The 16043-nt window shown below is 70.6% G+C and carries 14 protein-coding genes; 3 read left to right on the top strand and 11 right to left on the bottom strand.

The window, feature by feature from the left end; genetic code table 11:
- Positions 1 to 27: 27 nt before the first annotated feature.
- The 10 genes from murG to Q0P88_RS07810 form a co-directional block, all read right to left on the bottom strand.
- On the bottom strand, positions 28 to 1101 hold the full coding sequence (murG, locus tag Q0P88_RS07855) for an undecaprenyldiphospho-muramoylpentapeptide beta-N-acetylglucosaminyltransferase (RefSeq protein WP_295012835.1): 1074 nt from the start codon (positions 1099 to 1101) through the stop codon (positions 28 to 30).
- A complete protein-coding gene (locus Q0P88_RS07850) occupies positions 1098 to 2378 on the bottom strand; it encodes a putative peptidoglycan glycosyltransferase FtsW (protein ID WP_295012833.1) in 1281 nt (426 codons plus the stop codon). Before Q0P88_RS07850 ends, murG begins: the two co-directional genes overlap by 4 nt.
- A 9-nt stretch (positions 2379 to 2387) precedes the next feature.
- The gene (gene murD, locus Q0P88_RS07845; protein ID WP_295012831.1) at positions 2388 to 3896 is read right to left on the bottom strand and encodes a UDP-N-acetylmuramoyl-L-alanine--D-glutamate ligase; all 1509 of its coding nucleotides are present in this window, start codon (positions 3894 to 3896) and stop codon (positions 2388 to 2390) included.
- On the bottom strand, positions 3893 to 5008 hold the full coding sequence (gene mraY / locus Q0P88_RS07840; protein ID WP_295012829.1) for a phospho-N-acetylmuramoyl-pentapeptide-transferase: 1116 nt from the start codon (positions 5006 to 5008) through the stop codon (positions 3893 to 3895). The genes murD and mraY overlap by 4 nt, the downstream gene beginning before the upstream one ends.
- Complete coding sequence (gene murF / locus Q0P88_RS07835; protein WP_295012827.1) at positions 5005 to 6417, bottom strand: UDP-N-acetylmuramoyl-tripeptide--D-alanyl-D-alanine ligase; 1413 nt, start codon at positions 6415 to 6417, stop codon at positions 5005 to 5007. The genes mraY and murF overlap by 4 nt, the downstream gene beginning before the upstream one ends.
- 52 nt (positions 6418 to 6469) lie before the next feature.
- Entirely contained in the window at positions 6470 to 8248 is a 1779-nt protein-coding gene (locus Q0P88_RS07830) for a penicillin-binding protein 2 (protein ID WP_295012825.1), read from the bottom strand.
- 67 nt (positions 8249 to 8315) lie between these two features.
- Entirely contained in the window at positions 8316 to 8897 is a 582-nt protein-coding gene (locus Q0P88_RS07825; protein ID WP_295012823.1) for a hypothetical protein, read from the bottom strand.
- Positions 8894 to 9847, bottom strand: a complete 954-nt coding sequence (gene rsmH, locus Q0P88_RS07820) for a 16S rRNA (cytosine(1402)-N(4))-methyltransferase RsmH (protein ID WP_295012821.1) — start codon at positions 9845 to 9847, stop codon at positions 8894 to 8896. Before rsmH ends, Q0P88_RS07825 begins: the two co-directional genes overlap by 4 nt.
- Positions 9848 to 9956: 109 nt before the next feature.
- Positions 9957 to 10388, bottom strand: coding sequence for a division/cell wall cluster transcriptional repressor MraZ (mraZ, locus tag Q0P88_RS07815; RefSeq protein ID WP_295012819.1), 432 nt, complete (start codon positions 10386 to 10388; stop codon positions 9957 to 9959).
- Positions 10389 to 10656: 268 nt separating this feature from the next.
- Positions 10657 to 11022, bottom strand: coding sequence for a DUF3040 domain-containing protein (locus tag Q0P88_RS07810; protein WP_295012817.1), 366 nt, complete (start codon positions 11020 to 11022; stop codon positions 10657 to 10659).
- A 135-nt stretch (positions 11023 to 11157) separates the two neighbouring features.
- On the opposite strand from Q0P88_RS07810, the gene Q0P88_RS07805 reads away from it, so the two are divergent.
- Entirely contained in the window at positions 11158 to 12243 is a 1086-nt protein-coding gene (locus Q0P88_RS07805; protein ID WP_363316502.1) for a polyprenyl synthetase family protein, read from the top strand.
- Between the two features lie 23 nt (positions 12244 to 12266).
- Here the strand turns inward: Q0P88_RS07805 and Q0P88_RS07800 are convergent, their stop codons facing one another.
- A complete protein-coding gene (locus Q0P88_RS07800) occupies positions 12267 to 12617 on the bottom strand; it encodes an Rv2175c family DNA-binding protein (RefSeq protein WP_295012813.1) in 351 nt (116 codons plus the stop codon).
- Between the two features lie 176 nt (positions 12618 to 12793).
- On the opposite strand from Q0P88_RS07800, the gene Q0P88_RS07795 reads away from it, so the two are divergent.
- Both Q0P88_RS07795 and pknB read left to right on the top strand, forming a co-directional pair.
- Positions 12794 to 13987, top strand: a complete 1194-nt coding sequence (locus tag Q0P88_RS07795) for a LysM peptidoglycan-binding domain-containing protein (protein WP_295012811.1) — start codon at positions 12794 to 12796, stop codon at positions 13985 to 13987.
- Between the two features lie 112 nt (positions 13988 to 14099).
- Entirely contained in the window at positions 14100 to 16025 is a 1926-nt protein-coding gene (gene pknB, locus Q0P88_RS07790; RefSeq protein WP_295012809.1) for a Stk1 family PASTA domain-containing Ser/Thr kinase, read from the top strand.
- Positions 16026 to 16043 lie beyond the last annotated feature (18 nt).

Raw genomic sequence — 16043 nt, 5'->3', positions numbered from 1 at the left:
GCCTGGCTCGCCGGGGCCGACCCCGGATCAGCGCGCGAGCGCCTCGTCGGCGAGCGCGATGAGGTCCTCCGCACCGGTGCGGGATCCGACCCGCGCGGCGGCGCGCGTCATCGCCTCGAGGGCGGCCGCATCCTGCAGCAGCGGGACGACCTCGTCGCGGATGCGGTCGGGATCCAGGTCCCCGTCGGGGATCAGGCGGGCGGCACCGCCCTCGACCGCCGCGGCCGCGTTCAGACGCTGCTCGCCGTTGCCTACCGCGTAGGGGACGTAGATCGCGGGGATGCCGAGGGCGCTGATCTCGCTGACCGTGGCGGCCCCCGAACGGGCGAGCACGACGTCGGCCAGGGCGAAAGCGAGGTCCATCCGGTCCAGGTACCGCCGCACGGCGTAGCCCTGTGCGTGCGGATCCGCCATGTCCGAGCGATCGCCGGTGGCGTGCAGGATCTGCCAGCCCGCGTCGAGGAGATCCTGCCAGGATCCCGCGATCGCCTCGTTCAGGCGGCGGGCACCGAGCGATCCGCCGAACACGAGCAGAACGGGACGGGCGGGGTCGAGACCGAACTCCGCAGCCGCCTCCGCTCGGAGGGCCGCACGATCGAGATCGACGATCTCCCGGCGCAACGGCATGCCGACGACCCGCGCCTCGCGCAGCGGCGTGCCGGGGAATGTGACGCCCACCGCGGCCGCGCCGCGCGCGCCGAGGACGTTCGCCATGCCGGGCCGCGCGTTGGCCTCGTGCACGACGAACGGGATCCGCTCGCGCCGCGCCGCGACGTAGGCCGGGGCGGCCGCATAGCCGCCGAAGCCGATGACCACATCGACGTGGTGCTCGCGAAGGTATTCGCGCACGGTCCGCACGGCCCGCGGGAAGCGCACCGGGAAGGCGAGGGCCGCCGCGTCGGGACGCCGCGGGAACGGCACCTTGTCGATCGTGAGGAGCTCGTAGCCGCGCTGAGGGACGAGGCGTGCTTCGAGCCCCTCCCTGGTGCCCAGCACGAGCACCTGCGCCTCGGGATCACGGGCCCGGAGGGCGTCGGCGACGGCGAGCAGCGGATTGACGTGGCCGGCGGTGCCGCCGCCGGCCAGGAGGTACGTGGTCACCGGGCGACTGTACCCGACCGGCCTGCACGTCCACGGGGCGCGCGGGCGTCCCGCGGCGCGCCCAGGACGGGTGCGGACGGTCGCGCGGCCGCAGCCGGGAGCGTCCGCGCGAAGGAGAGCAGCACACCGCACGCGAGCAGGGCGGAGAGCAACGAGGTACCACCCTGCGACATGAACGGCAGTGGGACGCCGAGCACGGGGATGAGCCGCAGCACGACGCCGATGTTGATGAGCGCCTGCGAGAGGATCCACACGACGATCGCCCCGGAGGTGACACGGACGAAGAGATCGTCCGACTTGCGGATCATCCGGAACACCGCCACCGCGAAGAGCACGAAGAGGCTTAGCACGAGCACGCAGCCGATGAGGCCGAGCTCCTCCCCCACGATCGCGAAGATGAAGTCGCTCGACGCGGCGGGGAGCCACGCGTACTTCTCGTGCGAGTTGCCGAGCCCGAGCCCGAAGATGCCGCCGTTCGCCATGCCCCAGATCGCATGCACCTGCTGGAAGCACTGGTCGTGGTAGCAGCTGGTGTCGTTCTGCGCGCTGAACATGCTGAGGATGAGGGCGCGACGGCGGTCGTCCGTGAGGGCGAAGGCGAGCACCGCCCCGACGATCACCATGACCGGCAGCAGGAAGATCCGCAGCTTCACCCCGGAGAAGAACAGCGCGCCGAGCAGGATGAGGAACAGGATCATGGACGTGCCGAGGTCGTCGCCCGCGTAGACGGTGCCGATCGCGAGGAAGGCGACGGGGATCAGCGGGATGTAGACGTGACGGCGTCGGCCCAGCAGATCCTGCTTGCGCCACAGGATGAACCCGGTCCAGACGGCGAGGGCGAGCTTGATGAACTCCGACGGCTGCACGACCTGCCCCGCGATGCGCAGCCAGTTGCGGTTTCCGTCGTTCGCGAAGCCGAGCGGGGTGAAGACGAGCATCTGCAGCGCGATCGAGAGGATGAGCGCGATCCAGGCCGTGCGCTTGTAGAACCGCACCGGCAGCCGGCTCATCAGGAACATGAGGGGGACGCCGATCAGCGCGACCAGAGCCTGGGTCAGCACGATCGAGTACGGCCCCTTGCCGGCGCTGAGCGAGTTGGCACTCGAGGCCGACAGGATCATCACGAGTCCGAAGATCGTGAGCAGCAGCGCGGTGGACGCGATGAGCACGAACTCGGTCGACACGGGCGTGAAGATCCGCCCCAGCCGCACGCGGGCCGCGAGGCCGTCGACGCGGGGCTCAGCGCCGTCGGTCGGGCGTGCTGCCACCTGCGTCACCGGAATCCTCTATTCGTGCGTCGGGCCCTGATCGATCCATCGCCGCACCGCCTCGGCGAAGCGGTGTCCGCGATCCGCGTAGCTGCGGAACTGGTCGAACGAGGCCGCGGCCGGAGCGAGGAGCACCGTGTCCCCGTCCCGGGCGATGCCCGCCGCCAGTTCGACCACGCGGGTCATGACCTCCTCAGTGTCGCCGGGGACGACCTCGATCACCGGCACCCCGGGCGCGTGTCGTGCGAACGCCTCGACCACGGCGGAACGATCCTCGCCGATCACCAGCGCGGCGCGCGCCGTGGCGCCGGCCCCCGCGACGAGATCCGACACGTCCACGCCCTTCAGGTCGCCGCCGACGATCCAGACCGCCCCCGGGAACGCCTGCAGCGAGGACTGGGCGGCGTGAGGGTTGGTGGCCTTGGAGTCGTCGACCCAGGTGATGCCACCGGCGCGGGCGACGACCTCGATCCGGTGCGCGTCGAGGTGGAAGCCGTCCAGCGCATCGCGGATCGCGGCGGGCTCGACGCCGAGCGAGCGGGCCAGCGCGGACGCCGCGAGGATGTTCTGCACGATGTGCGGAGCGTTCAGGCCGTGTTCGGCCAGCGCGTGCATGGTCGTGAGCTCCAGTGCCGTGTTGCGCCGGTCGTCGAGGAAGGCGCGATCGGCGAGGATCCCCTCGACCACGCCGAGATCGCTCGGGCCGGGGATGCCGAGCCCGAATCCGATCGCTCTGGCACCCTCGACGACCTCGGCCTCCTCGACCATGCGCATGGTCTCGTCGTCCGCCCTGTTGTAGACGCAGGCGACGCGGGTGTTGCGATAGACGAGGGCCTTCGCATCGCGATACGCGCGCGCACTGCCATGCCACACCAGGTGGTCGTCGGCGAGGTTCAGGCACACGGTCGACGACGGCACGGGCTGTCCCTCGGGATCCGCCAGGCCGAGGTACCAGAGCTGGTGGCTGGAGAGCTCGACGACGAGCGCGTCGAAGCCTTCCGGGTCGCGGACCGCGTCGAGCACGGGCACGCCGATGTTGCCGCAGGGCGCCGCACGCAGCCCTCCGGCGAGCAGCATGGTCGCCGTGAGCTGGGTCGTCGTGGTCTTGCCGTTGGTCCCCGTGATCAGGATCCAGTCGGCGGGCGTGCCGTCGGCTCGGACCACCTTGTCCCGCACGCGCCATGCGAGCTCGACGTCGCCCCAGAGCGCGATGCCGGTCTCGCGGATCCACACGATGACGGGATGCGTCGGGGAGAACCCGGGCGAGGCGACGACCACGTCCGGCGCGAAGGCGATGAGCTCCTCCGGCACCTCGGAGAGGTCGCCGATGCGCAGCCCCGCCCCGATCACCGGCAGCAGGCGCTCGTACTCCTCGCTCGCGCTCTCGGACAGCACGAGCACCTCCGCGCCGAGCTCCGTGAGCGTGTCGGCGACGGAGAAACCGGTCACGGAGAGGCCCAGCACGGCCACCTTCAGACCCCGCCAGTCGGATCTCCAGCTGGTGAGGGCATCGAGATCGCGCGTCATGAGTTCGTCAGCCCCAGCCACTCGACGTAGAACAGGCCGAAGGCCGACACGGCGAGCAGACCGGCGATGATCCACATCCGCACGACGATGGTCGACTCCAGCCAGCCGCGCATCTCCAGGTGGTGGTGGAAGGGGCTCTGCAGGAACAGACGCTTGCCGCGGGTGAGCTTGAAGTAGGTCAGCTGCACGATCACGGAGCCCGGCGCGATGATGAAGACGCCGGCGAGCAGCAGGAGCAGCAGTTCCGTGCGGGTGAGGATCGCGAGCGCCGCGATCACACCGCCGATGGACATCGATCCGACATCGCCCATGAAGACCTTGGCCTTGGGCGCGTTCCACCACAGGAAGCCGATGAGCGCACCGACGAACGACGCGGAGATGACCGCGAGGTCGAAGGGGTGCGCGACGTCGTAGCAGCCGGCGGAGGCGTCCTGCGCGAGCGCCGCGGCGGAGCAGGACTGCTTGAACTGCCAGAACGAGATGAGGCTGTAGGCGCCGATCACGAAGACCGCGCATCCCGCCGCGAGGCCGTCCAGGCCGTCCGTGAGGTTCACCGCGTTGGAGACCGCCACCCCGATGACCGAGATCCAGGCGAGGTACAGCAACCAGCCCACGATGAAGCCGAACGCGAACAGGTAGAGCACCGGGATGTCGCGGAAGAGGGAGACGAAACCGCTCGCCGGGCTCACGCCGGCGGGGCTGCGGACGGTGAGGCCGACGATGCCGAACGGGATCATGACCAGCACCTGGCCGACGATCTTGCGCCAGCCGGAGAGGCCGAGGCTGCGCTGCTGGCGAAGCTTCATGTAGTCGTCGATGAAGCCCACGGCGCCGAAGCCGACCATGAGCCAGATCACGAGGAGACCGGACGTGGTCGGGTAGCTCCCGCCGGTGAACGTGCCGATGCCGTAGCCGACGATCGTCCCGACGATGAAGATGACGCCGCCCATCGTGGGCGTGCCGCGCTTGGCTTGGTGACTCGGGTTGCTGATGTTCTCCGGGGTGCGGATGACCTGTCCCCAGCCCCACCGGCGGAACAACCGGAGGAAGACCGGCGTCAGCAGGAGTGTGAAGGCGAGGGAGATCGCGGCGGCGGTAAGCAGGGACCTCACGAGAACGATTCTCCCAGACGATCGCCGAGGAATCGGAGCCCGGCCGAGTTGGAGGACTTCACGAGCACCCGGTCTCCCGCGCGCAACTCTCCCTGGAGGTACGCGAAGGCGGCGTCCGCGTCGGGCAGGTGCACTGCCTCGCCGTCCCAGGATCCCTCGCCCACGGCGGCGAGGTAGAGACGCCGGGCATCGGCGCCCACGACCACGATGCGCTGGATGTTCAAGCGCACGGCGAGCAGTCCGATCCGGTCGTGCTCGTCGCCCGCCGACTCGCCCAGTTCGCTCATCGCGCCCAGCACGGCGACGGTGCGCTCCCCCGGCCCCGTGATCTGCGCGAGCGTGCGCAGAGCCGCCGCCATCGAATCGGGGCTGGCGTTGTAGGCATCGTTGATGATGCGCACGGACTCGCCGCCCATCGGCTGCATCCGCCAGCGTTCGGCGATCTCCACGGTCTCCAGGCGGGAGATCGCATCGGCCGGCGCGACCCCGAGCGCTCCGGTCGCAGCGATCGCGGCGAGGGCGTTGCCCACGTGGTGCGCGCCGAGCACCTGGAGGCGCAGCGGCAGCGCCTCCCCCGCGACGTGCACGGTGCACGTCGTGCCAGAGGCCGAGACGTCCACGTCGGAGGCGCGCACGTCCGCGGCGTCGCCCTGGCCGAAGCCGATCACGTCCAGGCCTCGCGCCTCCGCGCCCTCGCGCATGGCCGCCACCCGGAAGTCGTCGACGTTGAGGATCGCGGTCCCCGGGACCGCCGCAGCCGCGATGAGCTCGGCCTTGGCACGGGCGGTCTCCTCGATCCCCCCGAAGCCACCCGCGTGGGCGAGTCCGACCATGAGCTCGATGACGACGTCCGGATGGACGAGCCCGGCGAGGCGGGCGATCTCGCCCGGCGCGCTCGCTCCGAACTCGCAGACGAGGAAGCGCGTGTCGTCGGTGATCCGCAGCATCGTGAGCGGCGCGCCGACCTCGTTGTTGTAGGAGGCGATCGGGGCGACGGTCTCCCCCTCGTCCTGCAGGATCCGCGCGAGGAAGTTCTTCGTCGTGGTCTTGCCGTTGGATCCGGTCACGCCGACGATCCGCAGGGCGCCGTGCGCGCGGACCCGCGCCACGACACCGCGGGCGAGAGCGGCGATCGCCTCGACGACGTCCGCGACGACGATCTGGCTGATCTCCTCGTCGACGAGGTGCTCGACGAGAGCGAGCACCGCGCCTCGTTCGATCGCGGCCCCGACGAAGCGGTGTCCGTCGGTGTGCTCGCCGGGCTTGGCGACGAAGATGCCGCCGGGCGACATCTGGCGGGAGTCGGTGTCGACGACGCCGGACACGATCGTGGCCGGATCGTGATCCCCGACGGGATGCAGGGTGCCGCCGACGAGTTCGGCGACCTCCCCGAGAGACAGAGCGATCATGATGCGGGGATCCTCCGGGGGCGGTGCCCGCCCGGTCAGATGACGTCAGTCATCACTTGAACTTGGGGAGCAGCGGTTCCATGGGGACGGTGGACGGCTGCACGCGGTAGGTCTTCAGCACCTGGGTCATGGCCTTCTGCCATGCCGGTGCGGTGGCCGCAGACGAGGTTACCCTAGTGGGCTCGTCGAGCGTCACCACGACCACGTACTGCGGGTGGTCGGCGGGGGCGTAGCCGACCATGCTGGTGAAGTAGATCCCCTCCTTGTAGGCGCCCGTCGTCGGGTCCGGCTTCTGCGCCGTTCCGGTCTTGGCGGCCACGCGGTAGCCGGGGATCTTGATCGAGTCCGAGACACTGCCCTGCACCGCGACGTTCTCGATCATGCGGCTCAGCTGCGCGTCGAGACCCGCGTCCAGGATCCGCTCGGGCTTCGGCGCGGCCTTCTCCGTGACCGTGCCGTCCTGCGCGGTGCACGACTCGACGAGCGAGAGCGGGATCTTCACACCCCCGTTGGCGATCGTCTGATAGACGCTGCCGATCTGCGGGGCGGTGACGGTGTAGTACTGACCGAACGTCGTCGTGTAGTGCGACTGGTAGTCCCAGTCCTTGACGGGGTGGATCTCGCCGTCGGCCTCGCCGGGGAAGTCGATCGCGGTCTTCTTCCCGACCCCGAACTTCACGAGTTCGTCGTAGCGCTGCTGGTCGGTCACGAGATCGCCGAACTTCGACAGGGCGACGTTCGAGGAGTCGATGAGCGCTCCCGCGAGCGTGTAGTCGTAGGCGGGGTGCTCGAAAGCGTCGTTGATGACGGCCCCGTTGGGGAACTCCTCATGGCTCGACGCGGTCACCGACGTGGCGGCGGTGGCGCCGGCGTCCTGCATCACGGTGGCCGCCGTGATCGCCTTGCCCGTCGAACCGGGCTCGAAGCTCGTGCTGAAGACGCGCGAGCCGCGATCCGCCGCGGCGGAGGCGCCCGGATCGTTGGGGTCGACGGTGGGATACTCCGCGGCGGCGCGGATCTTGCCCGTGCCCACCTCGATCACGGTCGCCGTGCCCGCCTTGGCTCCCTGCGTCTTGACCTCCTCCATCATCATCTGCTGGAGGTACCACTGCAGCTCGGTGTCGATGGTGAGCTTGACCGTGCCGCCGTCGACCGCGGGCTTCGTGGTCATGCTGCCGGGGATGACCACGCCGTCGTTGCCGGTGAGGTAGCTCTCCGAGCCCTTGGTGGGGCTGAGGCACGCGTTCTGCGCCTCCTCGATGCCCTCGCGGTCGCCGTTGCCGGCGATGAAGCCGAGCAGGTTTCCCGCCACGGCGCCGTTCGGATAGACGCGGATGCTCCGGGGCTCCGAGTGCAGGTACGAGAGCCCGAGAGCACGGATCTTCAGGAACTGGTCCGTGCTCAGTCCTTTCTTGATCTGCGCGTACTGCGAGTCCGGATCCGCGGCGAGGGCGTCCGCGGCGATCGTGCGCACCTCGTCGCCGGTCTGCCCGGTGATCGCGGCGATCTTGTCCGCGGCCTGCGCCCAGGAGAGTTTCGGCGGCGTCTTGCCCGTCTCGATCCCGTTCATGACCTTCGGATCCATCTGCAGGTCGTAGACGGTCTGGCTCTGCGCGAGCACGGTGCCGTTCGCGTCGACGATGGAGCCCCGCGTGCCGTCGAGCGGCGTCGTCGCCCCGAAGGCGATCTCCCGGGAGTCTTTGACGTTCGCCGCGGCGCTGACCACTTGGATGTCCACGAGGCGCACGAAGAATCCGACGACGACGGCGAGGATCACGGCGAGGGCGACGACGGTGCGACGTCGCCGGATCCGGATCGCTCGGGGTGTCATGGGGTCTCCGTCCGTGAGCGCGGTCTGATCGGGGCGGTGCCCGGTCTGTGAGCGGGGATCGTGGGGGTCAGCGGGTCGTGGGCGTCGGGATGCCTTCGGCGGCGGGAGGCGCCTGCGTCGCGGGCGTGCTCTGCTTCTTCGGTTGTACGCCCGCACCCGCCGCGGCGGAGGACGGGTTGACCGGCGTGTCGCGGACCAGGGCGTTCGGGACGCCCCCCTTGCTCGGATCGACGCTGGACGCCCAGGCGGCCGGGGCGCCGTCCCCGGTGACGCTGCCGTCGCTGAGACGCAGGTAGTTCGCGCTCCCTCCGACGACGAGCCCCATCTTGGCGGCCTGCGTCGCGAGCGCCTGCGGCGAGCTCACGCCGTCGAGATCCTGTGCGGCGGCCTGCGCCTGCCAGGTGAGCTCCTTGTTCTGCTGGGTGAGCTTCGAGACGACGAAGGAGTCCTGTGTCGTCGCGATCGACAGGCCGATCTGGGTCGCGCCGATGAGCGCAGCGCCGGCCAGGGCCACGATCGCGTAGGCGAGCCGCGGGCGCCGGCGGCGGTCCGGGCTCTCGACGGCCTGCAGATGCCGCGTCGACGCCGGACGGTCGAACGCCTGCTCGTCGAGGACCGGCCGCCGCAGCGTGCTCTCCGCCATGCTCATCGCGCCGTGCTCCTTCGTTCGTCTCTCACACGTTCGGCGGCGCGCAGGCGCACCGGGATCGCGCGCGGGTTCGCCGCGCGCTCGGCCTCGTCCGCCTGTTCCGCGCCCTTGGTCAGGGTGCGGAACCGGGGAGCGTGCTCGGGAAGCTCGACGGGCAGCCCCGCGGGTGCCGTCGATGCGGACGCCGCAGCGAAGGCCTGCTTGACGAGCCTGTCCTCGAGGGACTGATACGACATGACGACGATGCGGCCGCCGACGGTGAGCGCGTCCATGGCGGCGGGGATCGCGTCGGCGAGCACGTTGAGCTCGTGGTTGACCTCGATCCGCAGCGCCTGGAACACGCGCTTGGCGGGATGACCCGCCCGCTGCACCGCGGCGGGCGTCGCCGTCTGCAGGATGTCGACGAGCTGACCGGATCGCTCGATCGGCGCGATCTGCCGGGCCTGCACGATCGCCCTGGCGTAGCGCCCCGCGAGCTTCTCCTCGCCGAAACGCTCGAAGATGCCGCGAAGGCGCCCCTCGCCATAGGTCGCCAGGACCTCCGCCGCGGTCGTCCCCGTGGTCTGGTCCATCCGCATGTCCAGCGGGGCGTCCTTCGCGTAGGCGAAGCCCCGCTCGGCCTCGTCGAGCTGGAGGGACGAGACCCCGAGGTCGAAGAGGATGCCGCTGGCGCCCCGGGCGTGCTCGCCGATCGCGTCGTACACGGTGTGCACCAGTGTGACGCGATCGCCGAACCGGGCGAGGCGCTGCCCCGCGATCCGCAGCGCGTCGGTGTCGCGGTCGAGGCCGACGAGACGGATCCCCGGCATCCGCTCGAGGAACGCCTCGGAGTGCCCGCCCATGCCGAGCGTCGCGTCGACGAGGATCGCGCCCTCGTGCTGGAGTGCGGGGGCGAGGAGCTCGACGCAACGGTCCAGCATCACGGGAGTATGGATCTGTCGGATGTCCATGGGACCGTCCCTCTCCGTTCCGTGTCCCCTGACCCTGATCCCCATCCGCTCGACCCGGCACCGGGGAAGGTGCGCCGGGGTGGGAGCGGCTGGGAGTCACAGCCAGGGGTCAGAACAGTCCGGGGATCACCTCCTCCTCCAACTCGGCGAATGCGTCTTCGTGTCCTTCGGCGTACGCGCTCCACGCCGCGGCGTCCCAGATCTCGGCATGGGCGCCGACGCCCGTCACCACGAGCTCCTTGGCCAGACCCGCGTACGCACGCAGGTGCCCGGGAAGCGTGATCCTGTTCTGGCTGTCCGGCATCTCGGCGCTCGCGCCGGAGAGGAACATGCGCAGGAACGCCCGTGCCTCCTTGTTGCTCAACGGCGCCTGGCGGATCCGCTCGTGCACGCTCTCGAACTCCGTCGTGCTGAACACGTAGAGGCAGCGGTCCTGCCCCCGGGTGATCACGACGCCGCCTGCCAGATCCTCGCGGAACTTGGCGGGCAGGATCACGCGGCCCTTGTCGTCGAGCTTGGGGGAATGCGTGCCGAGCAACATGCGCCTCGCCCCTTCCCCACCCCGCTCCACGACGTTTCCTCCACTTTACTCCACTTCCCTCCATTTCGATACACGTTCTTGTCCGAATCAGCCGTTCCACGGGCACGACAAAGGCCCCTCCCCCGCGGTATTCCGCGGAGAGGGGCCGGTGGAGCGAAGTGGAGGGCTCAGGGAGGGAAAAGGAGAGGAAGAGACGACTAAGGCCCGGACGGCAGGCCGTCCGGGCCTTCGTGCGTCACGTCCTCCGGATTACCGGAGGGACGCGGAGTCAGTGGTCGTCGTGACGACGATCCCAGCGGTCGTTCATCCGATCCATGAACGACGGGGAGGGCTCCTTGGCCTTCGCACGCGGCGTGGCACCGCGCGCCGCGGTGCGGACGGGCGTGAACGCCAGCATGAGACCGCCGAGCATCGCGGCGAAGGCGACGACGCCGACGACGATGCCGCCCACGTTGCCGATGACGACGCCGACGACGAGGCCCCCGATGCCTGCGAGCAGCAGCACGGCGCCGTAGATGAGATTGCGATAGCTGAGCGCGCGGTCGCCGTGTGCGGAGACGACGTCGGCGTCGTTCTGCATGAGATGGCGCTCCATCTCGTCGAGCATCCGCTGCTCCTGCTCGGAGAGTGGCATATCGTCCCCCTCGGGTGGTCTTTCACCCAGTCTACGCGCGCACGGGCTCACCAGGCTAGGGATTCACCGTGCACTTCGCGCGCATCCCGCCCCCGGCCCCGACCGCCCCCGCACGCCTCTGAGTAGGCTGTGCACGTGGCCGATCCCTCCCCCGTCCTCGACCGGATCTCGACGCGCCTCGACGCCTTCGTCGAGCGCATGCGCGCGGAGACGGCGGACTACGGAGCGGAGGCCCGTGCCTTCGTCCTCGCGGCGGCGGACACGCTGCGCGGAGGCAAGCGGCTGCGTGCCCGGTTCTGTCACGCCGGGTGGGCCGCCGTGGCCGGTCCCGCGGGCGTCGGGAGCGAACCGGACGGCCTGTGGGACGCCTGCGCCGCCCTGGAGGTCTTCCAGTCGGCCGCCCTCGTCCACGACGACCTGATCGACAACTCCGACACCCGTCGCGGCCGGCCCGCGACGCATCGCGCGCTCGAGGCGCGGCACGTCGAGGCGGCGTGGACCGGAGACGCGGTCGGCTTCGGTCGATCGGCGGCGATCCTGCTCGGCGACCTGCTCGTGGCGTGGAGCGACGATCTGCTCGAATCCGGGCTCTCGGGAGCTGCGCACGCCGAGGCCGTGCGCGCCGAGTACGCCAGGATGCGCCGCGACGTCACGATCGGGCAGTACCTCGACATCGCCGAGGAGTCGGCCTGGAGCGTGAGCGACGATGCGGAGCACGCCGAACGGGCGCTGCGCGTGGTCTCCCTCAAGGCCGCACGGTACAGCGTCGAACAGCCCCTGCTGATCGGCGCGGCGCTCGCCGGTGCCGATGAGCGTCAACGTGCGGCGCTGCGCGGGTTCGGCCACCCCCTCGGCATGGCGTTCCAGCTGCGCGACGACGTGCTCGGGGTGTTCGGTGACGAGCGCGTCACGGGCAAGCCGACCGGGGACGATCTCCGCGAGGGCAAGCGCACCCTGCTCATCGCCTGGACCAGGGAGGCGCTCGCCGCTCCCGGGCGCCGCCTCGTGGACGAGCTCCTCGGCGATCCGCACCTCACCGCCGACCAGATCGCGAGCCTGCAGGCCGCGATCGTCGAGTCGGGAGCGCTCGCCCGGGCCGAACTGCTCATCGCCGACTATGCGGCCGAGGGCGAGAAAGCCCTCGTGGACGCCCCGCTCGACGCGGGAGCACTGGGGCTGTTGCGGGCGCTCGCCCGGGACGCGACGCAGCGCACCGCCTGATCGGACGGATCCTGGCCGACGCGTCAGGCGAGGGCGCGCGCGACCCGGCGCACCTCGCTCTTGTGACCGTCGCGGAGCGCGGCGATGGGAGAGCGTCCCATCGACTCCTCCTCCTCGAGCAGCCAGTCGATGACCTCGTCGTCGCTGAAGCCCGCGTCCTTGAGGACGATGATGGTGCCGCGGAGCGAGGGCAGCGGGCGTCCGTCCTGCAGGAACACGGCCGGCACGGACAGCGGGCCGTTCCGGCGGGACCCGACGAGATGCTGCTCGTCGAAGAGGCGATGCACGCGCCCGAGCGGCTCGGAGAGGAGCTCGACGAGGTCGGGAAGGGTCAGCCAGTCGGGCGTGGACGCCGTGATTTCCGTTTCAGACACCAGGACATGATCTCATCCCCGCTCCCGTGCGGGCTCCTCGTTCCCCCTGTACCCCACTCCCGCCTCGTTCGTCCCTTTCGTCACGTCGATTGACTCTGCTTTACTTCCGTGACACCGTCGAGGGACGGTCCGCATCGACGCGACCACGAGACGACGCCCGCACCGGGGGGATCATCATGACGACCGCTTCCACGAGGCAGCGCACGCTCGCGCTGACGGTTCCCACCGCGGTCCTGACCGGCATCGTCACCGCGCTGGGCGCCCTGCCGGCGCAGGCCACGACCTCTCCACGCCCGTCCGCCGACCGTGCTCCACTCACGCTCCCCCGCCCGACGGCCGCGTCGCCGACCGCCGTGCCGGGATCCGGCACCTACACGGTCGTCGCCGGCGACACGCTCTGGGACATCGCCGAACGGTTCAGGACGACGGTCGGGGCCCTCATCGCCACGAACGGCCTCTCCCGCGACAGCGTGCTCCAGCCCGGCCAGGTGCTGCGGTTCGGCGCGGAACCCGCTCCGGCAGCCGACCCGGTCGCGCCGCCCGCCGCCGGCGACTACACCGTCGTGGCCGGCGACACCCTCTGGTCGATCGCGCAGGCCCACGGTACGACCGTCGCCGCGCTGAACGCCGCGAACGGACTCGACGCGAACGCGATCATCTACCCGGGTCAGACCCTGCGAACCGCCGGACAGGCGCCGGCCCCGGCCCCCGCCGCGCCTCTGCCCGCGGACTCCCCCGCACCCGCCGCGACGTCGCCCGCCTACACCGTCGTCGCCGGCGACACCCTCTGGTCCATCGCGGACGCGCACGGTCTGAGCGTCTCCGATCTGTACGCCGCGAACGGGATCGGTCCCGGCTCGATCATCTACCCCGGTCAGGACCTGCTCCTCGCGCCCTTCACGGCCGAGCCCGCCGTGGCGGCCACGCCCTCTCCGGCGCCGCCCGCTCCCGCCGACCCCTACACCGCACCGGAGGTCGTGCTGACCCCCGAGCAGACGGCGAACGCGCGGACCATCCTCGACGCGGGCCGCGCACTCGGCGTGCCCCCGCGCGGCCTCGCGATCGCGCTCGCCACGGCCATGGTCGAGTCGAACCTCACGAATGCACCGTCGGGCGACAGGGACTCGGTCGGCCTGTTCCAGCAGCGTCCGAGCACCGGCTGGGGCACCAGGGAGCAGCTCTCCGACACGGGCTACGCCGCGCGGGCGTTCTTCGTCGGCGCCCCGCACACGAACGGCCTGCTCGACATCCCCGACTGGCAGACCCTCGGCTTCGGCGAGGCGGCGCAGGAGGTGCAGATCTCCGACTTCCCCGGGCGCTATGCGCTGTGGGAGACCCAGGCGACCGCCTGGGTCTCCCAACTCGGCTGACGCCCGCCCGAGAAGGGATCCCGGGCCGAGACCGCATCGTGATCCTTGTCGAATGGCGGCCGCACGCGAGCCGTTGCCCGCTCTCACAGAGAGTTCTTCATAGACTCTTGCCGTGACGACCAGCCAACAAGCCGACCCCCTCATCGGGCGGCTCGTCGACGGCCGTTACCGGGTCCGCGCCCGCATCGCACGCGGCGGCATGGCCACCGTGTACGTCGCCACCGATCTGCGCCTCGAACGTCGGATCGCGCTCAAGGTCATGCACGGGCACCTCAGCGACGACTCCGTGTTCCAGAGCCGATTCATCCAGGAGGCTCGCGCCGCCGCCCGGCTCGCGGATCCGCACGTGGTCAACGTCTTCGACCAGGGGCAGGACGGCGAGCTGGCCTACCTCGTCATGGAGTACCTGCCCGGCATCACGCTGCGCGAGCTCATGCGCGAGCAGCGCCGGCTCACGATCCCGCAGACCGTCACGATCATGGACGCGGTGCTCTCCGGGCTCGCGGCGGCCCATCGCGCCGGGATCGTGCATCGCGACGTCAAGCCGGAGAACGTGCTGCTCGCCGAGGACGGCCGGATCAAGATCGGCGACTTCGGGCTCGCCCGTGCCACGACGGCGAACACGGCGTCCGGCGCACAGCTGATGGGCACGATCGCCTACCTCGCGCCGGAGCTCGTCACCCGCGGCACCGCCGACGCCCGCAGCGACATCTACGCGCTCGGCATCATGCTCTACGAGATGCTCGTCGGCGAGCAGCCGTACAAGGGCGAGCAGCCCATGCAGATCGCCTTCCAGCACGCCACCGACTCCGTACCACGACCGAGCGTGCGCAACCCCGGAGTGCCGGAGCAGCTCGACGAGCTCGTGCTCTGGGCCACCGAGAAGAGCCCGGACGAACGTCCGAACGACGCCCAAGAGATGCTGGACCGGCTGCGCGAGATCGAGCGCGAGCTGGGCGTGACGCCGAGTCCCACCACCGCCAAGACCACGGCGATCCCGCTGCGGGACACGGGCGATCAGACGAAGGTGCTGCCCAGCGGCACGCTGCCGCTCGTCGCGCCCGCCGCGCCGGACGCGGCGAGAGACAACGCGACCCTGCTGCGCCGTCGCACCGCACAGCGCCGTTCCCGCGGGGCGTTCCTGCTCGTGCTCGTCCTGCTGCTCGCCGTGGTCGCCGGCGGGGCGGGGTGGTGGTTCGGATCCGGGCCCGGTTCCCTGCTGTCCGTACCCGACGTCGCCGGGAAGACGTGGGAGCAGGCCTCGACGCTGATCTCCAAGGAGGGCCTGCGCCCGGAACAGGCGTCGGAGAACTCGCTCGACGTGGCGGCGGGACTCGCGATCCGCAGCACGCCCGGGTCCGGCACACGGGTCGAGAAGAATGCGAAGGTCACCGTCGTCGTCTCCGCCGGTCCGGCCGAGGTCGCGATCCCCAAGGTCGACGAGATGACGGAGGACGAGGCGAAGAAGGCCCTCACCGCCCTCAAGCTGAAACTGCAGGACTCGGTGGGACTGTTCTCCCGCGCCGCCAACGGCATCGTCATCAATGCGGAGCTCACCCCCGCCGGCGGTGCGACGGTCGAGTGCGGCGAGGGGTGCAGCGCGCACCAGGGCGATCAGATCCGCCTGCTCGTCTCGCTGGGATCCGTGCCCGACGTGTCCGGTCTCACCGTCGACGACGCCACGAGCAAGCTCACCGCCGTCAAGCTCGCCGTCAACCCGGACTCGAACTCCTCCTACAGCGACAGCGTCCCCAAGGGACGGGTGATCGACTACGGCGACCGGGAGGGCGGAGGCAACTGGCGCCCGGGCGACACGATCACGCTCAACGTGTCGAAGGGTCCCGAGCCCGTCACGATCCCCGACGTCACCGGCAAGAACCTCGCCGACGCGATGAAGCAGCTCTCCGACGCAGGACTGAACCCGACCACGAGCGTGCCGCAGGGGCTGTGGAGCCTGTTCCAGGCCACGGGAACCGATCCGAAGGCCGGTCAGAGCGTGGACAAGGGCGCCGACGTGCGGGTCCGCGTCACGGGCTGACCGCACGCCCCGATCCGT

It is taken from the genome of uncultured Microbacterium sp. (assembly GCF_945952435.1).
GTDB lineage: Bacteria > Actinomycetota > Actinomycetes > Actinomycetales > Microbacteriaceae > Microbacterium.
This window is presented reverse-complemented; position numbering and strand designations above follow the sequence as displayed.

Coding starts and splice junctions, on each gene's coding strand:
- murD (WP_295012831.1), bottom strand. CDS start 3,896: ATGACGCGCGATCTCGATGCCCTCACCAGCTGGAGATCCGACTGGCGG.
- murF (WP_295012827.1), bottom strand. CDS start 6,417: ATGATCGCTCTGTCTCTCGGGGAGGTCGCCGAACTCGTCGGCGGCACC.
- Q0P88_RS07830 (WP_295012825.1), bottom strand. CDS start 8,248: ATGACACCCCGAGCGATCCGGATCCGGCGACGTCGCACCGTCGTCGCC.
- Q0P88_RS07825 (WP_295012823.1), bottom strand. CDS start 8,897: ATGAGCATGGCGGAGAGCACGCTGCGGCGGCCGGTCCTCGACGAGCAG.
- rsmH (WP_295012821.1), bottom strand. CDS start 9,847: ATGGACATCCGACAGATCCATACTCCCGTGATGCTGGACCGTTGCGTC.
- mraZ (WP_295012819.1), bottom strand. CDS start 10,388: ATGTTGCTCGGCACGCATTCCCCCAAGCTCGACGACAAGGGCCGCGTG.
- Q0P88_RS07810 (WP_295012817.1), bottom strand. CDS start 11,022: ATGCCACTCTCCGAGCAGGAGCAGCGGATGCTCGACGAGATGGAGCGC.
- Q0P88_RS07795 (WP_295012811.1), top strand. CDS start 12,794: ATGACGACCGCTTCCACGAGGCAGCGCACGCTCGCGCTGACGGTTCCC.